General features: G+C 43.1%; 24 protein-coding genes. 21 read left to right on the top strand and 3 right to left on the bottom strand.

Annotated features, from left to right (window positions below):
• The first annotated feature begins 33 nt into the window (after positions 1-33).
• From CC90_RS0114015 to CC90_RS0113990, 6 genes are all read left to right on the top strand, one after another.
• Positions 34-1,746, top strand: a complete 1,713-nt coding sequence (locus tag CC90_RS0114015) for an efflux RND transporter periplasmic adaptor subunit (RefSeq protein WP_031391396.1) — start codon at positions 34-36, stop codon at positions 1,744-1,746.
• A gap of 10 nt (positions 1,747-1,756) precedes the next feature.
• Positions 1,757-3,082 carry an ABC transporter permease gene (locus CC90_RS0114010; RefSeq protein ID WP_031391395.1) on the top strand — a complete coding sequence of 442 codons (1,326 nt, stop codon included), beginning with the start codon at positions 1,757-1,759 and terminating at the stop codon, positions 3,080-3,082.
• Between the two features lie 25 nt (positions 3,083-3,107).
• On the top strand, positions 3,108-3,482 hold the full coding sequence (locus CC90_RS0114005; RefSeq protein WP_031391394.1) for a DUF4179 domain-containing protein: 375 nt from the start codon (positions 3,108-3,110) through the stop codon (positions 3,480-3,482).
• A gap of 53 nt (positions 3,483-3,535) precedes the next feature.
• Positions 3,536-4,198, top strand: a complete 663-nt coding sequence (locus CC90_RS0114000) for an ABC transporter ATP-binding protein (protein ID WP_198528791.1) — start codon at positions 3,536-3,538, stop codon at positions 4,196-4,198.
• A gap of 298 nt (positions 4,199-4,496) precedes the next feature.
• Positions 4,497-4,970 carry a sigma-70 family RNA polymerase sigma factor gene (locus CC90_RS0113995; protein ID WP_051869599.1) on the top strand — a complete coding sequence of 158 codons (474 nt, stop codon included), beginning with the start codon at positions 4,497-4,499 and terminating at the stop codon, positions 4,968-4,970.
• 8 nt (positions 4,971-4,978) lie between these two features.
• A complete protein-coding gene (locus tag CC90_RS0113990; RefSeq protein ID WP_031391391.1) occupies positions 4,979-5,860 on the top strand; it encodes an RsiV family protein in 882 nt (293 codons plus the stop codon).
• Positions 5,861-6,193: 333 nt separating this feature from the next.
• Here the strand turns inward: CC90_RS0113990 and CC90_RS0113980 are convergent, their stop codons facing one another.
• Both CC90_RS0113980 and CC90_RS23240 read right to left on the bottom strand, forming a co-directional pair.
• Complete coding sequence (locus tag CC90_RS0113980; RefSeq protein ID WP_031391390.1) at positions 6,194-6,811, bottom strand: manganese catalase family protein; 618 nt, start codon at positions 6,809-6,811, stop codon at positions 6,194-6,196.
• The gene (locus CC90_RS23240; RefSeq protein WP_051869597.1) at positions 6,812-7,270 is read right to left on the bottom strand and encodes a spore coat protein CotJB; all 459 of its coding nucleotides are present in this window, start codon (positions 7,268-7,270) and stop codon (positions 6,812-6,814) included.
• A 234-nt stretch (positions 7,271-7,504) separates the two neighbouring features.
• Between CC90_RS23240 and CC90_RS0113970 the strand changes: the two genes are divergently transcribed.
• From CC90_RS0113970 to CC90_RS0113950, 5 genes are all read left to right on the top strand, one after another.
• The gene (locus CC90_RS0113970; RefSeq protein WP_031391388.1) at positions 7,505-8,674 is read left to right on the top strand and encodes an amidohydrolase; all 1,170 of its coding nucleotides are present in this window, start codon (positions 7,505-7,507) and stop codon (positions 8,672-8,674) included.
• A 161-nt stretch (positions 8,675-8,835) separates the two neighbouring features.
• On the top strand, positions 8,836-9,513 hold the full coding sequence (locus CC90_RS0113965; RefSeq protein ID WP_031391387.1) for a response regulator transcription factor: 678 nt from the start codon (positions 8,836-8,838) through the stop codon (positions 9,511-9,513).
• A complete protein-coding gene (locus CC90_RS0113960; RefSeq protein WP_031391386.1) occupies positions 9,510-10,610 on the top strand; it encodes a sensor histidine kinase in 1,101 nt (366 codons plus the stop codon). The genes CC90_RS0113965 and CC90_RS0113960 overlap by 4 nt, the downstream gene beginning before the upstream one ends.
• Before the next feature lie 92 nt (positions 10,611-10,702).
• The gene (locus tag CC90_RS0113955; protein ID WP_031391385.1) at positions 10,703-11,491 is read left to right on the top strand and encodes an ABC transporter ATP-binding protein; all 789 of its coding nucleotides are present in this window, start codon (positions 10,703-10,705) and stop codon (positions 11,489-11,491) included.
• Complete coding sequence (locus CC90_RS0113950; RefSeq protein WP_051869595.1) at positions 11,491-13,512, top strand: FtsX-like permease family protein; 2,022 nt, start codon at positions 11,491-11,493, stop codon at positions 13,510-13,512. Before CC90_RS0113955 ends, CC90_RS0113950 begins: the two co-directional genes overlap by 1 nt.
• A 2-nt stretch (positions 13,513-13,514) precedes the next feature.
• Here CC90_RS0113950 and CC90_RS0113945 read toward each other — a convergent pair whose 3' ends face one another.
• Positions 13,515-15,566, bottom strand: a complete 2,052-nt coding sequence (locus tag CC90_RS0113945; protein WP_165919297.1) for a methyl-accepting chemotaxis protein — start codon at positions 15,564-15,566, stop codon at positions 13,515-13,517.
• Positions 15,567-15,773: 207 nt separating this feature from the next.
• Between CC90_RS0113945 and CC90_RS0113940 the strand changes: the two genes are divergently transcribed.
• The 10 genes from CC90_RS0113940 to CC90_RS0113895 all read left to right on the top strand — a co-directional run bounded on the left by CC90_RS0113940 (position 15,774) and on the right by CC90_RS0113895 (position 23,388).
• Positions 15,774-16,490, top strand: a complete 717-nt coding sequence (locus CC90_RS0113940) for an NAD-dependent protein deacylase (protein ID WP_031391382.1) — start codon at positions 15,774-15,776, stop codon at positions 16,488-16,490.
• A gap of 253 nt (positions 16,491-16,743) precedes the next feature.
• Complete coding sequence (locus tag CC90_RS0113935; RefSeq protein WP_031391381.1) at positions 16,744-16,926, top strand: DUF951 domain-containing protein; 183 nt, start codon at positions 16,744-16,746, stop codon at positions 16,924-16,926.
• 101 nt (positions 16,927-17,027) lie between these two features.
• Entirely contained in the window at positions 17,028-17,318 is a 291-nt protein-coding gene (gene rpsF / locus CC90_RS0113930; RefSeq protein WP_031391380.1) for a 30S ribosomal protein S6, read from the top strand.
• 18 nt (positions 17,319-17,336) lie between these two features.
• A complete protein-coding gene (locus CC90_RS0113925; protein WP_031391379.1) occupies positions 17,337-17,792 on the top strand; it encodes a single-stranded DNA-binding protein in 456 nt (151 codons plus the stop codon).
• A 75-nt stretch (positions 17,793-17,867) separates the two neighbouring features.
• Positions 17,868-18,131, top strand: coding sequence for a 30S ribosomal protein S18 (rpsR, locus tag CC90_RS0113920; RefSeq protein ID WP_031391378.1), 264 nt, complete (start codon positions 17,868-17,870; stop codon positions 18,129-18,131).
• Positions 18,132-18,474: 343 nt separating this feature from the next.
• Positions 18,475-20,967: a YhgE/Pip domain-containing protein gene (locus CC90_RS24420; RefSeq protein WP_051869593.1), complete on the top strand. Its 2,493-nt coding sequence runs from the start codon at positions 18,475-18,477 to the stop codon at positions 20,965-20,967.
• Between the two features lie 95 nt (positions 20,968-21,062).
• On the top strand, positions 21,063-21,362 hold the full coding sequence (locus CC90_RS0113910) for a WXG100 family type VII secretion target (protein WP_031391376.1): 300 nt from the start codon (positions 21,063-21,065) through the stop codon (positions 21,360-21,362).
• 188 nt (positions 21,363-21,550) lie between these two features.
• Complete coding sequence (locus CC90_RS0113905) at positions 21,551-22,027, top strand: hypothetical protein (RefSeq protein WP_031391375.1); 477 nt, start codon at positions 21,551-21,553, stop codon at positions 22,025-22,027.
• Positions 21,993-22,238: a hypothetical protein gene (locus CC90_RS0113900; protein WP_031391374.1), complete on the top strand. Its 246-nt coding sequence runs from the start codon at positions 21,993-21,995 to the stop codon at positions 22,236-22,238. The genes CC90_RS0113905 and CC90_RS0113900 overlap by 35 nt, the downstream gene beginning before the upstream one ends.
• 37 nt (positions 22,239-22,275) lie before the next feature.
• Entirely contained in the window at positions 22,276-23,388 is a 1,113-nt protein-coding gene (locus tag CC90_RS0113895) for a type VII secretion protein EssB/YukC (RefSeq protein WP_031391373.1), read from the top strand.
• Positions 23,389-23,399 lie beyond the last annotated feature (11 nt).

Below are 23,399 nucleotides of genomic sequence, written 5' to 3'. Positions count from 1 at the left end.
TAAGGCCGTGAGAAAGGCATGAGGATTGAAAGAATGAAACAGAAATTTATTGCGTTTATGAGAAAAATAAAGACGGCATTCGGTACCTTAAGCGGAAAGGGAATTGTCAAGTGGAAGGAGCTTTATTCTGCGGACAGAAAAAAAGCGTATGCTTTGGCCGGTATTATCTTCGCAGTATTAGTACTCTGTATCGCAGGCCTCATAAGCCTTGCCGCAGTAAGCGGCAAGGATGAAGTCACATATAGAGAGGCTCAGGTGCAAAAAGGAAACCTGACGGTAGGAGTTACAGAAAGCGGGAATGTGACTATCGGCACATCCGAGCAGACTTTCGATCTGGACCTCAGTGAATATACGGGAAGCAGCAGTACTTTTTCATGGAACTCAGCTATGGGCGGAGGCATGGGACAGATGTTCCAGAATGCCGGAACAACCACCTCATCATCTGCCGGCAGATCGTTAGAGGTGGAGAAGGTGTATGTGTCAGCGGGGCAGGAGATTGCAAAAGGGACTCCGATTTTAAAATTGACGGATGAAAGTGTAAGCAGTATCAGGCAGGAACTTAAAGAGGATGCTTCTGACGCGCAGCTTGCCTACGAGCAGACAGTAACGAATAAGCAGCAGGTGAGTACGCAGGCGCAGGGCGATTTGGATATCAACACAGCATATGGCGCGTATGCGGAATCGGAATATAACAATACGGTGGCTGCATTAAATGAATCGGTAGAAAGTATAAAAGAACAGCTTGATGAGGCACAAGAAGATTTGACGGAAGATATAGGGAATCTGGAAGAAATGCGTACTCTGCTGGATGAGCAGAAAACGGTGCTGGCCAATGCGGAATATGCAAAGGATAACACCAGCAGGGATGACAGCCTGTACTGGTGGATCGTGGCAGTGAATACGGTAAGCGATACGAAGGATCTGATTGAGACTCTTGAGGATGAGATAGACAGTACAGAGGAAGAAACAGAGGACTTAAACGAAAGCATTGCTTCTTTGAATACCCAGCTTTCCCTGGCCCGGAAGGAGCTGGAGGCAGGAATCATCAAAGCAAAGGCCCAGAAGGAGCTTAGGCAGTACCAATATGAAAATGCACAGGAAATTTATGATGTGACAGTAGGGCAGAGTGATTTTGAAGAGGAAAAGGCCAAGGCGGATTACGATACCGCACAAGAGAAACTGGATGAATTCGACAGTATTATTCAAGACGGAATCATATCTTCGGAATACACCGGCGTCATCGCGCAGGTTGGCATAAATACAGGCGACAGCCTGGAGCAGGATGGCTTGCTTATTACGCTGAACGATTATGAAGAAGCGACGATAACAGTGACTGTGGACGAAGGGGATATGGAATACGCACAGACGGGCAATGCGGTAAATGTTGTTTTCACGGCCTTTCCGGATGATGTATTCAAGGGTGAGGTCACAGAAATCGGAGATGCACAGATCAACAGCAACACGAACACGACAACCTATTCGGTTACAGTGACCATTGCAGGAGATATCGAAGGCCTGTATGAAGGAATGAGTACGGAGGTCACCTTCATCACGAAAGAATCGGCAGAAGTGCTGTACATACCTAACCGGGCAGTTATCAGGGAAGGAACTGCGTCCTATGTGAAGCTGAGGAATGAAAAGGGGAACATCGTAACGAGGAAAGTGACTACCGGGTTCTCGGATGGCGCACATGTGGAAATAAAGGAAGGGCTTTCAGAGGGAGATACCATATTAATAGAAAGGTAAGGTTAACAACATGAGATTATCAGAAATATTTAAGCTGGTCTGGCTGAATCTCTCACAAAATAAATCGAAAGTTTTTCTGACCTCCACCGGTATCATCGTAGGTGCCGCAACGATTATGCTCGTTATCGCCATCGGTACCGGGGGTAAGATGGAGGTAGCCGAGCAATTCAAGAACCTGAACGCGGGAGCCATAGACATTTCCTATGAATACACCGACACCGGCAGCAGCGGCTTCGGCGGCGGATTTCCGGGGGGAAACATGGGGGGAGGCTTTCCCGGCGGCAATATGCGAGGGGGCTTTCCCGGCGATAGAGGAGGTTCCAGCGAAGGCTTCCCCGGCAGCGAGGAGCAGACGAATACGGAAAAAATCGTCTTGTCCGTGTCCGATATGGAGGAACTGGAAACCTTTGTCCCCGGAATCGCAAATACTACCATATCTTATACGACCAAGGCTGACGTAGACGGCGGTGAGCTGGAAGAAACGACGAATTATACAATAGCGGGAGTGAAAAGCAACTACGCTGAAATCAGCAATCTGGAACTGGCAATCGGCGATTTCCTCACCGGGGAAAATGACGAATACAAAGAAAAATCCTGCGTGCTGGGATACAGTGCGGCAAAAGAAATCTTCGGCAGCATGATAGATGCTTATGACGCTTTGGTATACATCGACAACCGTCCCTATGTGGTGGCGGGAGTATTGTCGGAGATGGGAACAGTGGCATCGGGAATCAGTCCTGACGATGCAATATTTATCCCTTACGAAACCGGAATCAAATATTTGACGGGAAGCGATATCAGCCCATCCATTACCTTAGTAGCGGAGGAAGTGAACGAGGTCGATCAAATCATTACATACGTGCAGGAAGTGATGGCAGAAAGCTATCCCAATGCGGAATTCACCATAACGGATGCGGGAAGTAAGATGGAAGCGGCATCCAAGTCCAATGAAACGCTGACGCTCTTACTCATCGCTATGGCTGTTATCGTATTTATCGTCGGAGGTATCGGCATTATGAATGTATTGTTCGTGTCTGTAAAGGAGAGGACAAATGAAATCGGTATACTGAAGGCGATTGGATGCAGTCAGAAGGATATTCTTCTGGAATTTCTCTTTGAAGCAAGCTGCATCAGCCTTATAGGCGCGGTGTTGGGGGTACTGGTTTCTCTGGGCATTACGCCCATTATCGAGAGTTTTTCCGTGCGTGTGGAACTGAGTCTCTGGGGAGGATTATTATCTTTGGCCTTCGGAGTTCTGACCGGAACTATCTTCGGCTTTTATCCTGCATATAAAGCGTCCGTGCTCATTCCGGTAGTGGCTCTTAACCATGAATAAGGCTTATGTCATAGGAGGAATATAAATGAAGCAAGAATCAAAAAAAAGGAAAAGGCGCCAGAAAACGGCCATCGCGGTGATTCTGCTGATAGGGGTAGTCTGCTTCACCGGATTTACCATGACGGCAAAAAGCGCCTCACAAAGCAATCAGGTACAGATTACCGCAGGAAAAAATGAAGAGCTCATATACGCCCGCCTTATGTCGGTAATCGGAAACGACATCACTTGTACCTTAACAGAGAGCGGAGAGGAAAAAGAATATGAGATTCCTGTAGGAACCGATGTAATTACAAGACTCGGTACAGTTACCACATTTTCCAAGCTGTCGGAGGGGAATAATGTAGCAATTTTATTGGAAAAGGGTACTGATATAGTGAAGTCGGTATGGATAACGGAATAATCCATAGTCCCAAAAAGGAGAAGAAGATGCAGGAAAGCAGCAAAAGTGATAGCATGATAGCTATGATGAATATCAATAAGGGGTATATGCTGGGAGAAGAAAAGGTACCCGTTCTCCACGATATTTGTTTTCAGGTGGAAAAGGGGGAGTTCGTAGCTATTCTGGGTCCTTCCGGTTCGGGAAAGACTACTCTTATGAATATTATCGGTTGTATGGATGTGCTGGATGAAGGGTCTTATTTTCTGGACGGACAGCCGATTCATGAAATGCCGGAAAAGCGGCTGAACGATGTGAGAAACAAGGAAATCGGCTTTATCTTCCAGAACTATCAATTGATTTCTACCTATAATATTTTACAGAACATTACCATGCCGCTTATCGTTCGGGGTATGACGACAAAGGAAGCGGAAGAAAAATGTATGGATACCATCCGTTTGCTTGGGCTGGATCATAGAATGAAGCATAAGCCTTCGGAGCTTTCCGGAGGACAAAAGCAGAGAGTGTCCATAGCCCGGGCACTGGTGGGAGAACCCGCCGTCCTTTTGGCAGATGAGCCTACCGGAGCGCTGGACAGCAACAGCGGCAAGGATGTGCTCAAGCTGTTTAAGGATTTGAACGACATGGGGCACACAATTGTTATGATTACTCATGATTTAAATGTGGCGAAGTCGGCAGGAAGAATAGTGCATATCGTCGATGGATGTCTGAAGGAATAAGAAGAGGGTGCTGCATCACATCTGAGTAACCGTGGCCCCACAGTAACACTACCGAGCAGGAAATCTAAGAACAGGTATCCTGCTTTTCTCTATGCCCTTGACAAACGGAGAGAAATGGAGCAATATTGTTAAAATTTGAAAAACTGTTTATCCTTGTAAAGAAATAGAGTTAACGACAGCTTTGAAATAAAAAGGGGAGCCTTTAAACTCTACAGTTAAAAAATCTATAAATTTCATAGTTATGAAACTTTTTCTTATGCATAAACGTCTAATTGATGTAGCTGCGAAGGAGGATAAAATGAGTAAAAATAAAACAGAAGAAATCGTAGAGAAAACATTCATTATGAATTACAGCAAATATTACAGGCTTGCATACAGCTATGTGCATAATGAAGCAGATGCCGTGGATATCGTACAGGAGGCTGCCTATAGAGCCATTTTAAAAAGCGACTCCTTGAAAAATGCTTCATTTGCAGACACATGGATATGCCGTATTGTAATAAATGAAGCTTATTCTGTGCTCAGGAAAAAGAAAACCGAGGCTTTAGAAGCGGAAGAAAATAGTATAGTACAGGAAGACAGGTATGAAGATATAGACTTAAAGAATGCGATTGAGAATCTGGATGCGGAGGATAAAACTGTAATTATCCTAAGGTATTATGAGGATAAAAAGCTGGAAGAGATTGCAGAAATCATGGAGATGAATCTCAGTACAGTGAAGAGCCGTTTATATCGTGTGCTGGATAAGCTCAGGCTTGTTCTGGCGGATTAGGAGGTATTATGAAAAAAGTAGAAGAAAAATTAATGGGTTTAAAGAAGGAATATGAAAATATGCAGGTGCCGGATGAAGGAGCAGAAATAATGAAGAAAGCAATGGATAGAGCGAAAGCGGATAAGAGAAGGGCGGAGACGAAGAAACAGTGGAACCGGGCTGTGCTCGGAGCTGCTGCGGCAATTGCTATATTGGTTATTCTTCCGAATACAAATGAAAAGGTCGCATATGCAATGGAGAGGATTCCCCTAATCGGAAAAATATTTGACGCGATTACTATCCGTGACTATACATATGATGACGGGCATAACAGCGCCGAGGTTAAGGTTCCGAAGGTAATAACGGAAGAAGAGGAGTCAAAAGAACATCCTGCTGTTAATCAGGTCAATAAAAGTGTAGATGAATATACAAAAGAGCTGCTGACACAATTTGAAAATAATATGCAGATGGAAGGATATCAAAATTTAGATGTATCTTACGAAGTAGTTACCGATAATGATACATGGTTTGCTCTGGACATAGCGGCTGTGCAGACGGAGGCAAGCGGCTATGAATTCCATAGATTCTACAATATCGATAAAATTACGGGAGAAAATGTAGAATTAAAAGATTTGTTCAAAGAAGGCAGCAACTATCTTTCTATGATCAGCGAGGAGATTAAAAAGCAGATGCAGACTAAGATGTCCGAAGACGAAGGTTCGATTTATTGGTTAGATAATCAGGATTATCCGGAGGATAATTTTAAGGAAATAAAGGCCGATCAGAATTTTTATCTGGATAATGAAGGAAATCTTGTTATAATATTCGATGAATATGAAGTGGCACCGGGTTATATGGGTGTACAGAGATTTACGATAGACAAAGAGGTGATAAGCGATATATTAAAATAAGAGCAAATAAATTCATATAATGACTGCAATCTGGATGCTTTTTCTGAAAATATCAGCGCAATGAAGGCATGACAACAGACAAAAGTTATCGGAGGAGTATTCAGAAGAAGTATAGAATATGAAAAAGACAACTTTATTCAAAAAAGCACAAAGAAACATCAAGACAAATGTGCCGCATTTATATAAAATGATAAAGAAATATAAATCCTTCTTTTAATAATGTACGAAAGTCGAATTGGTATTTGGGGGGTATATGATATAGAATCGCATTTTCTTTTGAGGAACAGCCGTATGGCCTTTTTGGGCCGTGCGGCTGTTTCTCTTAAGAGAAAACTATAACTCACCGTGGAACATATCTTTATCGAATTCCGGATTAAAGTAATAATAATTTTTACTATCCAGCTTATCTTTTGTTTTTTCCAAAGCTTCCCCGAATCTTTGGAAATGAACAATTTCTCTTGTTCTTAAGAACTTTAACGGCTCTCTGACTTCAGGCTCCGGAATCATACGAAGCAGGTTATCGTATACCGTCCTTGCTTTTTGTTCTGCGGCAAGGTCTTCTGTTAAATCAGTGATTGCATCTCCTTTAGACTGAAACTCTATTGCGGTAAAGGGTAATCCGGCGGCTGCCTGCGGCCAAAGGGCGGTAGTATGATCGATATAATATGCATCAAAGCCTGCTGTCTTAGCCTGTTCAATCGTAAGATTCTTTGTTAACTGATATACCATTGCACATATGATTTCCATATGTGCCAATTCCTCCGTACCGATATCCGTTAACAGACCTCCTACTTCTTTGACCGGCATGCTGTAGCGTTGTGACAAATAACGCATAGATGCGGATAATTCTCCGTCCGGCCCTCCGTACTGGCTGATAATTAGCTGCGCAGTCTTTGGACACGTTTTTGTGATTTTTACCGGGTACTGAAGTCTTTTTTCATAAATCCACATTTATATGCACGCTCCTTCCCATGGCATCGGGCCATCCTGCAAACAAAAGCTTGTTTCCCCGTTTTTGCAATGAGGAACGCATAGTTTGGTCAAAGGATAAAATTCCTGTGCAAACTGTTTTCTAAGCTCTGCGCACTCCTGTGCTTTTTCACGGTAAAGCTTAAGTGCTTCAGCGTCCTGTTCATGTGTGTCTAAATACAGTGTCAGGTCATCCAGAAAAAAACTGATCTGATTGATTTTTGTCATTAATTGCTCCCTGTCTTTTTGCTCTTTTGAAACTCCCAGGTTTTTCAAGCCGCTTGCAATAGGATTCGTAGTTCCCATTACAGACTCACTCGCAAAAAACGGCATATTTAAATCTTGGAATATGGTACCGATATTAAGCGCTTCTTCCTGAGAATATAATTCACCCCACGGCTGTATCGGTACATTTGCAATTGCCAAATGATTTTCAGACATAAAAAACTCCTTTCTTGTTAATACTGTTTTTGTAATGAAATATAACATTTCAAAAATTACATTATTAGTATTTCCCGGAAAGAAGTTTTTACATTGGGAATGACTTGTATTTTATTTATACATACCATACATAAATAGGTATATTTATTCTTAGTCTTACGAACAAAGTTGTGCTGCCAAAGTACTTGGCTGCGAGAGGCGCAAAGTATAGTTTTGTTCATTTGGAGGTGATTTATGCTTTTAATAAAGAACGGTATCATATATACGATTACAGGTGATTTCATAAATCCGGGAAACGTATTGATTGAAAATGACAAAATAATAGAAGTAGGAAAAGAAATTAAAACAACCTTAAAAGCGGATACCCGTATTATTGATGCGAGTGGCTTGTGGGTTATGCCGGGCATCATTGATGCGCATTGCCATATTGGAATCACGGAGGAGAAGGAGGGGGAGGAAGGAGATGACTGCAATGAAGCGACAAAGCCAATAACTCCGTATTTGAGAGCGATAGATGCTATTAATCCTCTTGACCCTGCCTTTCATAATGCTTTACAGGCGGGTATAACTTCTGTTATGGCCGGACCGGGAAGTTCGAATGTTGTAGGAGGTCAATTTGTTTTTTTGAAGACACATGGAAGAGTAGTTGATAAAATGGCTGTTCTGGCACCCGCTGCAATGAAAGTGGCATTTGGGGAAAATCCGAAGGCGGCCTATAAAGAAATAAATATGAGTCCGACTACCAGAATGTCTATAGCTGCAATGTTAAGGGAGGAATTATTCCAGGCGGTACAGTATAAGAAAAAGAAGGAAAAAGCTTTCAATAATAAGGAAGACTTTGAAGAAGATTTCAAATTAGAGTCATGGCTTCCCGTTCTGAATAAACAAATACCATTAAAAGCCCATGTTCATCGTACCGATGATATTTTAACAGCAATTCGAATTGCAAAAGAGTTTGACCTGAATATGACATTAGATCACTGCACAGAAGGACATATTATTGCAGATGAAATAAAACAAAGTGGTTTTTATGCAATAGTTGGTCCTGATTTGTCATCCAGAAATAAGCTTGAGGTCCAGAATGCTGATTTCAAAACGTCCGGAGTTTTAACAAAAGCAGGAGTGAAGGTGGCGATCATGTCAGACCACCCCGTTACGCTTATTCAATACTTACCGTTATACGCCGGCCTGGCGGCCAAAAAGGGTTTAGGAATTACGGAAGGACTTAAAGCGATTACAATAAATCCGGCAATTATTTGCGGGGTGGCAGACAGAGTAGGCAGCTTGGAGGCAGGAAAGGATGCAGATATTGCTATTTTCACAGGTAACCCGATGGAAGTTTCAACAGAAACCGTCTATACAATAGTAAACGGAGAAATCGTATTTCAAAGGAACAGCACATAAATAGTCAGGTTCGATGTTCATGCAGCTCTTGCTCCCCGGAATCGGACAATTCAGCCCCGGCACATTACAACAAGATTGACGCAGTAAGCATAATGTGAGAAAATTTCATATACGGGTAAGACAACGGTATGAAAGCGGAAGGGAAAGCAGCGAGAGGGAGTATGTATAAGATTTTAATTGTAGAAGATGACAATACCATAGCAGAGGAAGTAGGAAGGTATTTAATGAAATGGGGCTATGAAGTGGAGGCGGTTACCGATTTCGGTGATGTACTGGGGCATTTCGGCAGATTTCTGCCGCAGCTGGTACTGATGGACATCGGTCTGCCTTTTTATAATGGATATTATTGGTGCGGGGAAATACGGAAGGTTTCCCAAGTGCCGGTCATATTTGTATCCTCGGCATCCGACAATATGAATATCGTTATGGCGGTAAACATGGGCGGGGATGATTTCATTACGAAGCCCTTTGATCTGGAAGTGATGGCTGCGAAGGTGCAGGCGATTTTACGCAGGACCTATTCCTTTTCCGCCCCGACGTCTCTCATGGAATATAAAGGCATGATATTGAATCTTTCCGATATGACCTTGGTATGCCGCGATGAGAAAATAGAGCTTTCCAAAAACGAATATAGGATATTGCAGACCTTATTCGAGAATACCGGGAAAACGGTAACCAGAGAAGCTATCATGAAAAGGCTTTGGGACGAGGAGTGTTTTGTGGATGACAACACGCTGACCGTTAATATAAACCGCCTGCGCAAGAAGCTGGAGGGACTTGGTGTGGAAGAACTGATTGTTACGAAAAAAGGAATCGGCTACAGGCTGGGGGAATTATGAGGAAAAAAGAGGAAAGAACTATATTCGGGAATTATTTGAAAGAACGCAGCATTTTACTGGCGGCATACGCCGTGATTGTACTCATTTTTCTTGCACTGGCTTCTCTTTATGGTTATGACAAAAGTGTCATTAACATGCTGTATGCGGTGGTGATAACGGCGTTTATTGCAGTCTTTGCCGGGATAATAGATTATATTCATTACAGAAATAAATGTCTGAAGCTGTACGATGCGCTTTCCAAAAGAGGTGAGAGCGCTTATCATTTGCCTGAGGCGAGAATCCTTTCAGAGATGCTTTACGCCGAAATGGTTTTGGCGGCGGAGGAGGATAAGAGAAAGATTGTTTCTGAATCAGATGAAAAAAGCCGGGATATGGCGGATTATTATACGATGTGGATTCATCAGATAAAGACCCCTATTTCGGCCTTACGCCTTGTACTGCAGGGGATGCCGGATATGGAAGCCGTAGAAAACACAGCTGCCGTAGAGAGCACGGCTGCCGGAAGAGATACGGTTGTCAGACAGGCCTCCGAAGAGCTGTTTAAAATAGAGCGGTATGCAGAGATGGCGCTATACTATGCCAGATTGGACGATATGTCTTCGGATATGCTTTTTCAGGAATATGACGTAGGCGGGATTATTAAGCAGGCCGTAAAAAAATATTCCCTTCTTTTTATCGGCAGCAAGCTTTCCTTTGACCTGGAGGATTTCGAATGCAGGACGATAACCGATGAGAAGTGGCTTTCCTTTGCTATAGAACAGATATTATCAAACGCTCTTAAGTATACGGCAGAAGGTGGAATCCGTATTTACGGGGCGGACGAAAGCGGAGAGCAGCAAAGCGGAAGAGTAAACCATATTGTGATTGAGGATACGGGAATGGGCATATGCGAAAGCGACCTGCCCCGTATTTTTGAGAGGGGCTTTACCGGATACAACGGAAGAATGAACAGAAAGTCTACCGGCATAGGCCTATACTTATGCAAACAGATTATGGACAGGCTGTCCCATAAAATTGAGGTCCGCTCTGCGGTCAATAAGGGGACGAGAGTAATGCTGAGTTTCGGCCGGAATAACGATAATGTGACAAAAGTGTAAGCTTGGAGGCGAAAATGTAAGGCGAAGCGATGGCAGTACATTCCCTCTTTTTTTATAATAGAGGAAAGAATTATGAAAGAGAGGATTTATTAATGTCGCTATTAGAAGTAAAAAATGTAAAAAAAATATATACGACACACTTTGGAGCGGTAAAGGTCCAGGCCCTTTGCGATGTGAACTTTTCTGTAGAGGAAGGGGAGTACGTGGCGATTATGGGCGAATCAGGCTCGGGAAAAACTACGCTTCTCAATATTTTGGCGTCACTTGATAAGGCTACCAGCGGCAAGGTGCTTTTAAATAGTAAAAACTTGGCAGAAATCAAGCAAAAGGAGCTTTGTGCCTTTCGCAGGGACCATCTTGGTTTTGTTTTTCAGGATTTCAATTTGCTCGACACCTTATCTTTACGGGACAATATTTTTCTTCCTCTGGTCTTAGCGGGGGTACCTTTTAATGAAATGGAGGAAAAGCTGCGTTCTTTGGCAGAAAAGCTGGAGATTACGGAGTTACTTAATAAATATCCTTATGAAGTGTCGGGAGGGCAGAAGCAGCGCGCGGCGGTATGCAGAGCGCTTATTACCGGACCGGAAATCGTGCTTGCGGACGAGCCTACCGGAGCCCTGGACTCAAAGGCATCATCTAAGCTTCTGCGCCTTTTTGCGGATATTAACAGAGATGGACAGACGATTCTCATGGTGACCCATAGCATACAAGCGGCAAGCCATGCGGGAAGGATTCTTTTTATCAAGGATGGCTGCGTATTCCATCAAATATACAGGGGTAACCGTTCCAACGAGGAAATGTACAAGATGATCTCCGATGCGCTTACCGTATTGCAAACGGGGAATGGTGCAGAACCGCTTAAAAACGGGGAGGCGTCATAATGGATAAAACAATCAAAAAATGGCGTATCCTGCCTAAATTGGCATGGACCGGAATGATAAAGAACGGAACGGTTTATTATCCTTATATCGGAGCGGGTATTTTCTCCGCATTTACTTATTTTATCTTTTCATCCATATTGCACAACGATATTATAAGCATACTGCCCCACAGCGCATATGCATGGATGCTTCTGCAGATTGGACGGGTGCTTTTGGGAATTATTTTGCTGCCGTTTTTATTTTATACGAATAGCTTTCTGATCAAGAGAAGAAAAAAGGAAATTGGACTTTATAACATTCTCGGGCTGGAAAAGAAACATATTGGAGCGATGATGTTTACGGAGGCTTTACTTTCGTATACGGTGGCTATAGCGGGGGGAATCGTAAGCGGAGCGGTGTTTTCAAAGCTTTTGTTTCTGTTGCTCCTTCGTATGACCGGTCTGCCGGTGGACGTAGAGTTTGTCTTCTATCCGGCAGCATTTGCGGAAACCGCAGTATTCTTCTTCTGGATTTATGCCGTAAACCTCATTTCCAATTTAATACAGGTGGGAAAATCCAAGCCCTCAGAGCTTTTGTCTGGCAGTAAAAAGGGAGAAAAGGAACCGAAGCTTTTATGGGTCTATGCGATTATGGGCGCGGTGATTCTGGCAGGAGGATATGTCATTTCCATTCGTTCGAAGGTGGATTCCATGATATTCCTCAACTTCTTTCTTGCTGTTTTTCTCGTAATCATAGGAACCTATTTCTTGTTTACATCGGGCAGTGTGGCTTTTTTAAAGTTTCTTAAGAGAAATAAAAATGTTTATTATAAACCTGCTAACTTTATTACCATTTCCGGGATGTTTTACCGCATGAAAAAGAATGCGGCCAGTCTTGTGAATATATGTATTTTTTCCACGATGGTAATCATTACGTTGGTTTGTACCTCATCTCTGTATCTGGGATTAGATGAGGCGGTGTATTTTGATTACCCCTATGACGCAGGTCTTTATTTCCAAAGTGAAGAGGTGAAAGAACAGGAGATAAACAGCGAAGTGACGGCCCTTGGAAAAGAGAATGGTGTAGACATAAAAGGGTTGGTATCCTACGAGCGTATCGCGCTATCCTGCGGAAAGGAAGGCAACGCCTTTCAAACGAGCTTTACGGAGAAGTCACGAAACAGGGATAATTACAAGGTCAATATTATTACGCTGGAAGACTATAACAGAATAGAAAACAAGCAGGAAAATCTGGGGGAAGACGAGGTGTTCATTTTTTCCAGCGGAGCTGATTTCTCCTATGATACGGTAACATTTATGGACAGGCCGCTTGCGGTAAAAAAAGAGCTGAAGGAAATGAAGATAGAGCCAAAATCCGAAAAGAATATATTTTTGGGCGAGTTCTACATCGTTGTGAGAGATAAAAGCATGCACGATGAACTGGTGGAAAGCTGGGCAGGGAAAAACAGTGTAGAAGATATAGCGGGCTTTATAGGCAGCGACTATAGGGTCATCCGATTTAATATGGATGGAGAAGCCGCGGATCAGGATGTATTTATGAGCGGACTTAAGACGTGGAGTGAAGGCAGGCCGGGATTTGTGGAGTTTAATAATAATCTGGAAGGCCGGGCGAATATCGTTAGTATGTACGGAGGACTTTTGTTTATCGGTATTTTGTTCAGCTTTGTTTTTCTCATGTGTCTGCTGCTCATCATGTACTACAAGCAAATCTCGGAGGGGTATGAAGATAGGGACAGCTTTACCATTATGCAGAAGGTAGGCATGAGCGAGAAAGAAATCAAGACCACGATACACAGACAGATTCTTCTCGTATTCTTCCTGCCCCTATTAGGAGCGGTGCTGCACACCATAGCAGGACTTTTCATGGTGGATCAGTTATTTGCCACACTGAGGTTCTTCAACACCTCTCTGCTGGTAATCTGTGCCGCTGCGATAACTGTGGTATTCATCGCATTTTATGGCCTGAGCTACCTTATGACGGCCAAGACCTACTATAAAATCGTAAGGCAAGGCAACGGTTAATTTCATTCTGCCCGGAAGGCGGAGAGACTGCTTCGGAGCAGCGCCGATATTTCATTACACGCGTTGACTTCATCGCGGATACCATGGAGAACTACGGCGAACTCCGAGGTCAGTTGTGCGATTCCCGTGATATTTCCACTGTTTTCGTCCATAGTGGCAAAGATGTGGGAAATATTACCGTCCATAAGGGCGAAGGATGCCCGAAGCTGTTCGGCGTGTTCCGAAAAGCGCTCCATCATCCGGGAGATTTCAGTAGCATCTGCATAGTAGTTATTGGCTATATCCGTAAAAAAGACATAGTCATTTATGACAGATGTGTCAATAAAGGACAAAAGATTATCGGCATCCAGTGCCAGCCTTTCTACGGCTGCCGTTACGACGTCGCTGATGTCCTGAATCTTGCCGGCGGCGTTCTTACTGCTTTCTGCGAGGGCTCGGATTTCAGAGGCGACGACGGAAAAGCCGTGGCTGGAAGAACCGGCTCTTGCCGCTTCAATGGAGGCGTTTAATGATAAGAGGTTTGTTCGCTTGGATATATCGAGGATTTCTTCGGTCAGTTTACCGATCATCGCGGATTTACCGCTTTCTTCCATGGAAAGCTTAAGATTTTCCCGCATGGATGCAAGTACCTCCATGGCGGAAGCTTTTCCGTGCCTTGCATTTTTTTCAAGTCCCTCCGCCTTCTGCATCATATCCAGAGTATATGTTTTTCCCTCTTTGGAAAAATCAGCGATAGAGGTTGCAAAACTCAAGTTTTTGGAGGAGCTGTTTTTTAATGTCTCCGTAGCTTCCGAAGCTGCTTTCGTACCGGAGGCGATGTGCTGCAGGTGGGAGGATATATTGCCAATATTTGCATCGGAGGAGGCGATGTGTTCGGATACATCATTTACAGTAAGGGTCAAATCATGTGACTGGGCATCCAGACCGGACAGCACATGCTCTAAGCCTGCGGAGAGAGCAAATATGGAGGACTTTAACTCTTTTACTTCTTTTGTATTTTTATAAGGCAGTTTCTTTTCCCGCAAGCTGGTAACACCCGAGGACAACAGTGAGGTCTGTTCCATAATCCAACGGAACAGGGAAGAAATCCTATGGGACATCATGACGGTACCTAAGCCTCCTGTCAGGCATATGAGAAACATACTTATGACCATGGTTTTGATCAGGCCGTATACGAGCGTAAAGGATTCGGACAGAGGGGAAACGATGCACACGGACATATCCCTTATCCCCAGCGGATAATAGGAGTAGAGAAAGCTGGTGTCATTGTCTTTTACAATGACACTGCCGTTTTTCCCTTGAGTCATTGAAAGGTAAACGTTCTTAAGGCTCTCCGGAATTTGGGCGTAGGAGGCCATAGCTTCGGCATCGTCTTCATCCGGAAGCCCGAAGCGGGTGTTCAATACCAGGGATTGGTCGGGATGGGCGGAGACGGTACCGTCGGAGTTGAGCATAAAGACATAGCTGTTATTCGTAAATTGGTAGTTGTTTAATATATCGGAAATACATTCCAGCCGGAGATAACCTATGAGTACTCCGACCTTTTTGTCGTTGCGGTAGATAGGAGTGCTGATTCCGAGAACAGCCCGGCCGGTGCTGATAGAGACAGCGGGTTCGCTCACATAGGTTTTCTCCTCTTTCCAAGGCATGGCAAAGGCTTCCTGAGTGCGGATAGAGAAGCCGTGTCCCTGCTTTCCTTCGGTATGTACCTGTTCGGTACCGTATTGGTTGGCAATTAGAAAGTGGGACCAGACATCGGAACCCTCCACCGCCAGTAAAGCCTGCAAATAGGGTTCAGCTTGCGTATAGTCCATACTCTTCACACTCTCCTGCATGGCAGCGGTTTCCACGATGGAAGTATATTTCTCGATTTCCGTCCTCATTTGATTACAGAGCATGGAAGCATAAATCGTGCTTTTGCGTTCTGTTTCTTCTTTTACCGTATGGTAGGTGTAGAGGGTGATAATAAATAATAGAAGAAGGAAGGGGAGGACGAAGGTCAGAGAGAGATTCTTAAAAAATTGTATTTTCAAAGAGTGGTTTTTACGTTTCATATAAGCGACCATGCCTTTCTTATTATCCGTATAAGCTGTATATTCTGAGATTGGAACAAAAAGATAATAGGTTATGGACAGTTTATGTCATATGGATGAGAAGTTCTATCAAGGGCTTGTAAAGTTGAGGTAAAAATAATTTTACAATGGTTCCTAACCGGTCTGAAATGGTGTATAGTATAAAGAAAACGGAAAGGGGCGGATGACATGGATGGAATAGAGAAATTAAAGAAAATAATAGACGAAAGTGATAATATTGTATTTTTCGGCGGCGCAGGGGTGTCTACGGAAAGCGGTATACCTGATTTTCGAAGTGTGGACGGCCTTTATAATCAGAAATATGATTATCCCCCTGAAACGATTTTAAGCCATACTTTTTACAGAAGAAAGCCGGAGGAATTTTACCGTTTTTACAGAGATAAGATGCTGTGTCTGACGGCGAAGCCCAACGCAGCTCATATAAAGCTTGCACAGTGGGAAAAGGAAGGGAAGCTAAAGGCAGTCATCACGCAGAATATAGATGGCCTGCATCAGGCGGCAGGAAGTAAAAAGGTGCTGGAACTCCACGGTTCGGTACTTAGGAATTACTGTGAGGACTGCGGAAAGTTTTTTACTGCGGAACATATTTTGCATTCCGAAGGAGTGCCCTGCTGTGACGAGTGCGGCGGCTCCATTAAGCCGGACGTAGTTCTCTATGAAGAAGGCTTGGATTCACAGGTAATGGCGGAGGCCATGGACTATATAAGAAATGCGGAGGTTCTCATTATCGGAGGTACTTCGCTTGCGGTATATCCGGCAGCAGGAATGATCGACGGGTATAAAGGGAAAAAGCTCGTGCTTATTAACAAAACGCCGACTATGAGGGATAATGTGGCAGATTTCATCATTCAGGGCAGTATCGGTGAGGTCTTAAAGTTGCTGTAATAAGACCGCAGCATGTGCCGGACTGCTCATAAAATTAGGAAGAAAAGAAAGGTTACTGTTCACACAGTAGCTTAACACTTGCTGTTAAGCTGCGTAAGAACGTGATGCAAGAGATGATTTCTGCTTCGAGGAGCGAATTTAAATGCAGTAATCATGCGTTACTGGGAACGGAGTGAACAGTAACACGGAGTGAGCAGTAACAAAGAATGTGAGTTTTGCGTAAAAGTAGGATAGGACTGAGAGGGCAGATTGTATGGATATTCAGGTTGGAGATATTCTGAGATTGAAAAAGCAGCATCCATGCGGCAGCAAGGAATGGGAGGTACTGCGGATTGGAGCGGACTTTCGGTTGAAATGTGCAGGCTGCGGCCATCAAATCATGATAGCGCGCAGGGTGCTTGAGAAAAATGTCAAAGAAATTAAACAAAAGCCTTGAAAACAACGGGGTTGTATGGTATCATAGTAACTCGTGATATATTTTAAATTCCTTGCTCTCATCTGAGAATGAGGGCCAGAGACCAAAAGGAGGTAACGCACATGAACAAATATGAATTAGCCGTTGTTGTCAGTGCAAAAATCGAAGACGAAGAAAGAGTAGCAGTTATGGATAAATGCAAAGCTCTTGTTGAAAGATTCGGTGGACAGGTTACGAACGTGGATGAATGGGGTAAGAAGAGATTAGCTTACGAAATTCAGAAAATGAAAGAAGCCTACTACTACTTCATTCACTTCGATGCTGAGAGCACTGTTCCGTTAGAAATCGAAAACAGAATTCGTATCATGGACAATGTAATCAGATATTTATGCGTCAGACAAGACGAGGCATAAGATAGAACAGGAGAACGTATGAATAAAGTAATACTTATGGGACGTTTAACGAGGGACCCTGAAGTGAGATATTCACAAGGGGAAAGCCCGATGGCAATTGCCAGATATACACTTGCTGTAGATCGCAGATTCGGAAGAAGCGGCGACGATGCAACTGCAGATTTTATCGGCTGCGTAGCATTCGGCAAAGCGGGAGAATTCGCGGAGAAATATTTCCGGAAGGGAACGAAGGTAGCGATTACCGGACGTATCCAGACGGGGAGCTATACCAATAAGGATGGCGTAAAGGTGTATACGACGGATGTTGTTGTCGAGGATCAGGAATTTGCGGAGAGCAAAAACAGTGCCGGTGCAGACGGGGGTTTTGCCGGTAACAGTAATTTTTCCGGTGGTGGAAGACCCGAGCCCATGGCGGCAGGGGATGGCTTCATGAATATTCCAGATGGAATAGATGAAGAGCTTCCATTTAATTAAAAAATGAGAACTCGGTATTTATTACAAATATGGAGTTCATAACTGATAATTGAATATGAGATAGGAGGCACTATTATGGCTTATAATAAAGCAGAGAGGTCTGATTCTCCGATGAGAAGAAAAGGCGGCATGCGCAGAAGAAAAAAAGTTTGCGTATTTTGCGGCAAAGACAATGTTATCGATTATAAAGATGTAAATAAATTAAAAAGATATGTATCTGAGAGGGGAAAAATCCTTCCCAGAAGAATCACAGGAAACTGTGCAAAGCATCAGAGAGCTCTTACAGTAGCGATCAAGAGAGCACGCCACATCGCATTGATGCCGTATGTAATGGATTAATACTAGAAATGAGATCAACTATCGTAAACGGTAGTTGGTCTTTTTTGTTTTATGCCTAATCATCGGTGAAATGCAGGACAAATGGTATGTAGTGGCGGAATAACCCTCACATTGGAGAAGAAAAGAGGTCTTTTTCAAATGTAAATCGAGCATAGAATACACAATAAAACGAGAAATATACCAATAGCGTAGTTATGCGACCGTTAAAAGATAAACGGTTGAAAATTCTATATTTATATGATATCATAGAAAAAAATATTATAATAAGTCAACAATTGTACACAAAAGTGAGAAGTACATAAAAAAGCAGCATGTCTTTTATACATGTAAGAGGGGAAAAAAAGTGAAAATAATCAAATTTACGAAAGTATTGACGGTATTAACGGCAATATCTATTTTTCTTACAGCAGGTCTGCTATCAGGAATTCAATTAGAACAAAACAGGTTAAAACAAGAAGAGCAGCTGGAAGCTGTCGAAGATATCGCAGTGGTTAATTTGGACGAAGGTATTTATACCGATGAGGGTAAAATTAATTATGCTGCGCTGCTTATGGAGTTTCCAAGCGATAATTTTGTGTCGACAGGATTGGAGGAGGCGAGGACCGGAATATATGATGGGAGCTATGCGGCTTACATTATCGTACCGGCATCTTTTTCTGCCAATGCGGAAAGTATTAATTCAATTCCACAAAAATCGATTGTGGAATATGCTATGAATCCCAATCTGAAAAGTGTGGTAAGCAACCATATCATAGCGGAGATCAAAAATTTTGAGAGCATTATGGGAAGAAATATGTCCTACATGTATGTGGAAGCTATCTTAAGAGAGTTTCACGGCGTGCAGGATTCCGCTAAAGTAATCATGAAAAATGATGAAAAGGATATGCAGGCACTTCTGGAGCTCGATCCATCCAATTTAATCGAATTTATGGAGTTACCCGAACCCGAGCGTGTAAAAGATGAAATCCAAGACATTGATTTGTCAGATATTTACAGCGAGAATCAAAAAGCGGTGAAGGAAACAAATGAAAGCGCTAAAGAGGCCATAACAAAAGGAAAAGGCGAGTTTGAAACAGTGAGGAGCGGAAGTGAAAAGGTGACAAAAGCGGCGGAATTCCTTACGTCGGAAGCAGAAAAAATTAATTTGATGACAGACGGCTCAGGAATGCCTATTTACCAGCCTGGAATAGAAGAAATAGAAAATTATGTAACGAATTATAATGAAGTGGCGGACGGACAAAAGAATGAGCTAAAAGAAAGGCTCGGATGGGAAAAGTCCGGTGATGTAGCTGGCATAGTAAAAACCTCGGGAAGAGCTGATAATCAGGAAACGGTTTCTCCTCCGCTTTTGGTAAGTGATATTTTGCAGGCTAAGGTTGACCAAAGGTTGAGCAATATGAGCCAAACTGTTACGAACACCAATAACGAATATAATGAAATACTGAATAGCAATATGAGTAAAATAATTGAAGAACTGGATGGTCTAAGGGCGATTATAGTTGAGGCTTCCGAAAAAGATAGGGAAAAAGAAGAGGAAGGCGGCGGTGAAGAAGGCGGCGGCGAAGAAGGCGGCGGTGAAGAAGGCGGCGGTGAAGAAGGCGGCGGCGAAGAAGGCGGCGGCGAAGAAGGCGGCGGCGAAGAAGGCGGCGGTGAAGAAGGCGGCGGCGAAGAAGGCGGCGGCGAAGAAGGCGGCGGTGAAGAAGGCGGCGGCGAAGAAGGCGGCGGCGAGGAAGGCGGAACAGAAACTGTAGAAGGCAGAATGGCATTCATGGAAGGTGAAGGCGGCGGAACAGGAAGTGAAGAAGGCGGAACAGAAACCGGAGACGACGGCGAAGATGATGAAGACGACGAAGACGGCGGAGATGATGAAGACGACGGCGAAGATGATGAAGATGACGGCAAAGACGGCGAAGGTGATGAAGACGACGGCGACGACGGCGAAGATGATGGCAAGGACGACGAGGATGACGAGGAATATGTTCCTCTTATGGACTATGAAGCGGTACTGGCCAGCATAGATTCTCTTATAGTCCAGTTGGATGAAATGCCCGAATGTGAGATAACGATAGAGAATGAAACAATAGATATGCAGGAAGAAAGCGAGGAAGTCTTCGGTGAGCTGATAGATGATATAGATTCCATGAAGGCGGTAAAGCAAGAGAGCATAGTGAAAGTATTTAATGAGGGAATTATCAAGAAGATTGAGAAAAGGAGCGAAGAAGAAAAGAAGAAGCTTTCGGTTAATACGGGTAAGCTTACGGATGATATGACTACCTATCTGGGTACCCTGGAGAAATTCGATCCTTTTCAATACTATGACGAAGGAGAAATTGACAATTCCTTAATGAAAATCAACGATAACCTTCAGACGCTGGAATCTAAGTTGAATGATAAGAACATGGATTACCGTGACTTTATCTCGGACGTGTTCATGACTGCTGAAGAAAATACGACAGAGCTCCAGACTAAGGTTAATGATACATATCAGGAAACGGCAAATAACGTAACGTCCACAATGGAATCAGTGAAAACTGACAGGGTGGAATTAAACGAACAGAATAAGGGACTTCTAAACGATTTTTCTAATAAGCTTCCTTATACGAGGCTGGGAAACGTAGAATACACACAGGCATACGACTTTATTGTGAGTCCGCTTAACAGCGAGGATAAGAGTGTTGTGAAGAAAGCAGTTTCCCTTCTCTATGATTATGGCAGCGTTAAATCTATATTAATTGTGATGATTTCTCTTTTGGTTGTAGAGGGTTTGATTATGCTTGCCGGAAGATTAGTGCAGGATAATAAAAAGATAGGCGGCAAGGATTATATTTCAGAATAATATGCAGCTTATTTTAAAGAGCAGTATGTATTAATCTGCTCAGTTAAAAGGGGATGCAATTATTAATAAAAATTTATTTACAGGAGGAAAAATAAATGGGAGAAAGAGTAAGACTTAGTTACGGTGAAATGGAGGATAACTGTGGCAAATTGTTAAATGTTGCAGGAAGATTCTCCGAAACTTCTGAAGAAATGAAGAGTATTGTCAGCACATTTACCGGTGTATGGGAAGGTGATGCGGAAGAAATATTCGAAAGTGATTATGACACCTTAAAAAAGAGTCTTGATCAGTCGACAGAAGTGCTTAATGAGATTACACAGCTGGCTCAGAAATACATCGCGCAGATGCGCGAGGTTGAGAGCAACTTTGCAAAATCTCATGTAAGCATAAGCTAACAAAAGCAGCTGCTGCAGGATATAGGATATTCTGCAGCGGCTATTTGTTCTGTAATAGGATAAATGCTCCTATTATAGAACAAGAAGATGCGCAGCTACGCGCGAGGAACAAAAGCTGTGCTGCCTAAATACTTGGCCGCGAAAGTGTGAGAAGCACACTTTTGTTCTGCAATAGGATAAATGCTCCTATGATGATATCTGAAAGAGAGGGGGATGCTTTGGTGGAAGAAGAAATAAGCTTTGATGAAAGTACCATGCTCGAGCTGAGACCGGAAAGCGTGAAGGAAAAGCAGGATGCCTATACATCGCTTACGGATTTATACGGAGTGGAGGTATTTACCAATTGGTTCGAGGAAAAGGTGAGTCAGGAGGCTTCTGCCGATGCTGTGAAGGATACAGAGATAACAAGCAGCGTTTTTTCGGGCAGATATGATATGACGGATACCGGAAAAGATGAGATATACGGATTGCTTTTTACGGAAAACACATCGCAGGTACTGATGCAGGATTACAAAAATACCGGAAGGGAAATATCGGCATTTTCGATATTTATGGTCGGCATATCCATGTTGGGAGTGCTCTTGCTGTACAGAATTTTCTGGATAGAGAAAAAGGGAGGTAGGAGAAAAAATGCTTATAAGCTTAACGCTGGTTATTCGGAATGAAAGGTTAGATATACAAGTGAATAGAGAACAGAAGCTGCAGGAGACGTTGGAAATACTTGCGGACAGCGGGAGGCTGCCCTGTCTGAGTGCAGAGGATAGCCAGACGGTACATTCTATGCGCAGGAAAGAAAGAATTAATACAAAGCTGACATATGAGCAGGCAAATATATATACCGGAGATATTTTATATATTAAACAACAGGATAATTAAATAATAATACGAAATGAGGAGCAGGGGGGCCAGTAACATGGAACAGCAGTACAAATATATTTTTGAGGAAGCCGTTAAAAAATCGGCATTGAATGCGGAAGGAAAGTTCGATTATAAGAAGCTGGAGTTTAAAAGGGCCGGTCTTGCGGACTGTATCATTAAGGAAGAAAAGGAAGAGCTCATATTTACATTTGATTTAAACGACCTGAAGCCTTTTCAGGAAATAAGGAAAGAAAAAAAATATAAGAAGCTTCTTGTGCTTTTGGATGCGGCGGGGCTTGTTAATTTATATAAAGATTATTTTTTCAGATTATCCGACGACAACCTGTATTATGACAGGAATGGCAGAGTGACCGTTTTGCGCAGGGATGTCTATGAGCGCGGAACAGCAGCCGATGAGCAGCAGTTCATTACATGTTATAAGGCTCTGATAGGATATACTCTGCAGAAAAGATATAAATATGAGGATTACCTGGACGGCGGCATGAATCTGATGAAGAAGGATAAGTTTCTGGCGAAAATCATGCCGTTAGAGACCCTCGAGGAAATTGTGGATTTTCTCGGTCAGGAATATCAGGAGGAGGATATTGCTTTTCGGGAAAAAAGAATGGAAGTAGAAAGAAGCTGGTACCGGATAAACAGGTGGTATCTGTTTATAAGCTTGCTTTTGATAATTGGTGCGAGCGCATATATCATGTATGCATCGTTTGTACAAAGACCCAGGACAGACGCTATAATCAGTGCCGACAATGCTTTTATGGAATCCAATTACGTGGGTGTTATCGATTCTCTGAAAAATGTGGATATGCAGTATCTGGACAAGTATAAGAAATACATGTTATCCGTAGCCTATGTAAAAAGTGAGAATCTGACATCAGAACAGAAAGAAAATATATTAGCATCCATCAGCATCAATGGAGATGAGAAGCTTAAGGAGTATTGGATATATCTGGGAAGGCTTAATACGGACGAGGCAGAGAACATTGCGCTTCAAAGATCGGATGACCAGCTGCTTTTATATTGTTATCTGACAAAGAGATCTCTTCTGGAGAAAAATACGGAATTATCCGGTGCGGAAAAAACCGCTCTATTGAATGACATGGAAAGCAAAATAGAGGAATTGGCGGGAAAGTACGAAACCGAAGAATAGGGGAATAGGGG

This window comes from Kineothrix alysoides, from assembly GCF_000732725.1.
GTDB lineage: Bacteria > Bacillota > Clostridia > Lachnospirales > Lachnospiraceae > Kineothrix > Kineothrix alysoides.
This window is presented reverse-complemented; position numbering and strand designations above follow the sequence as displayed.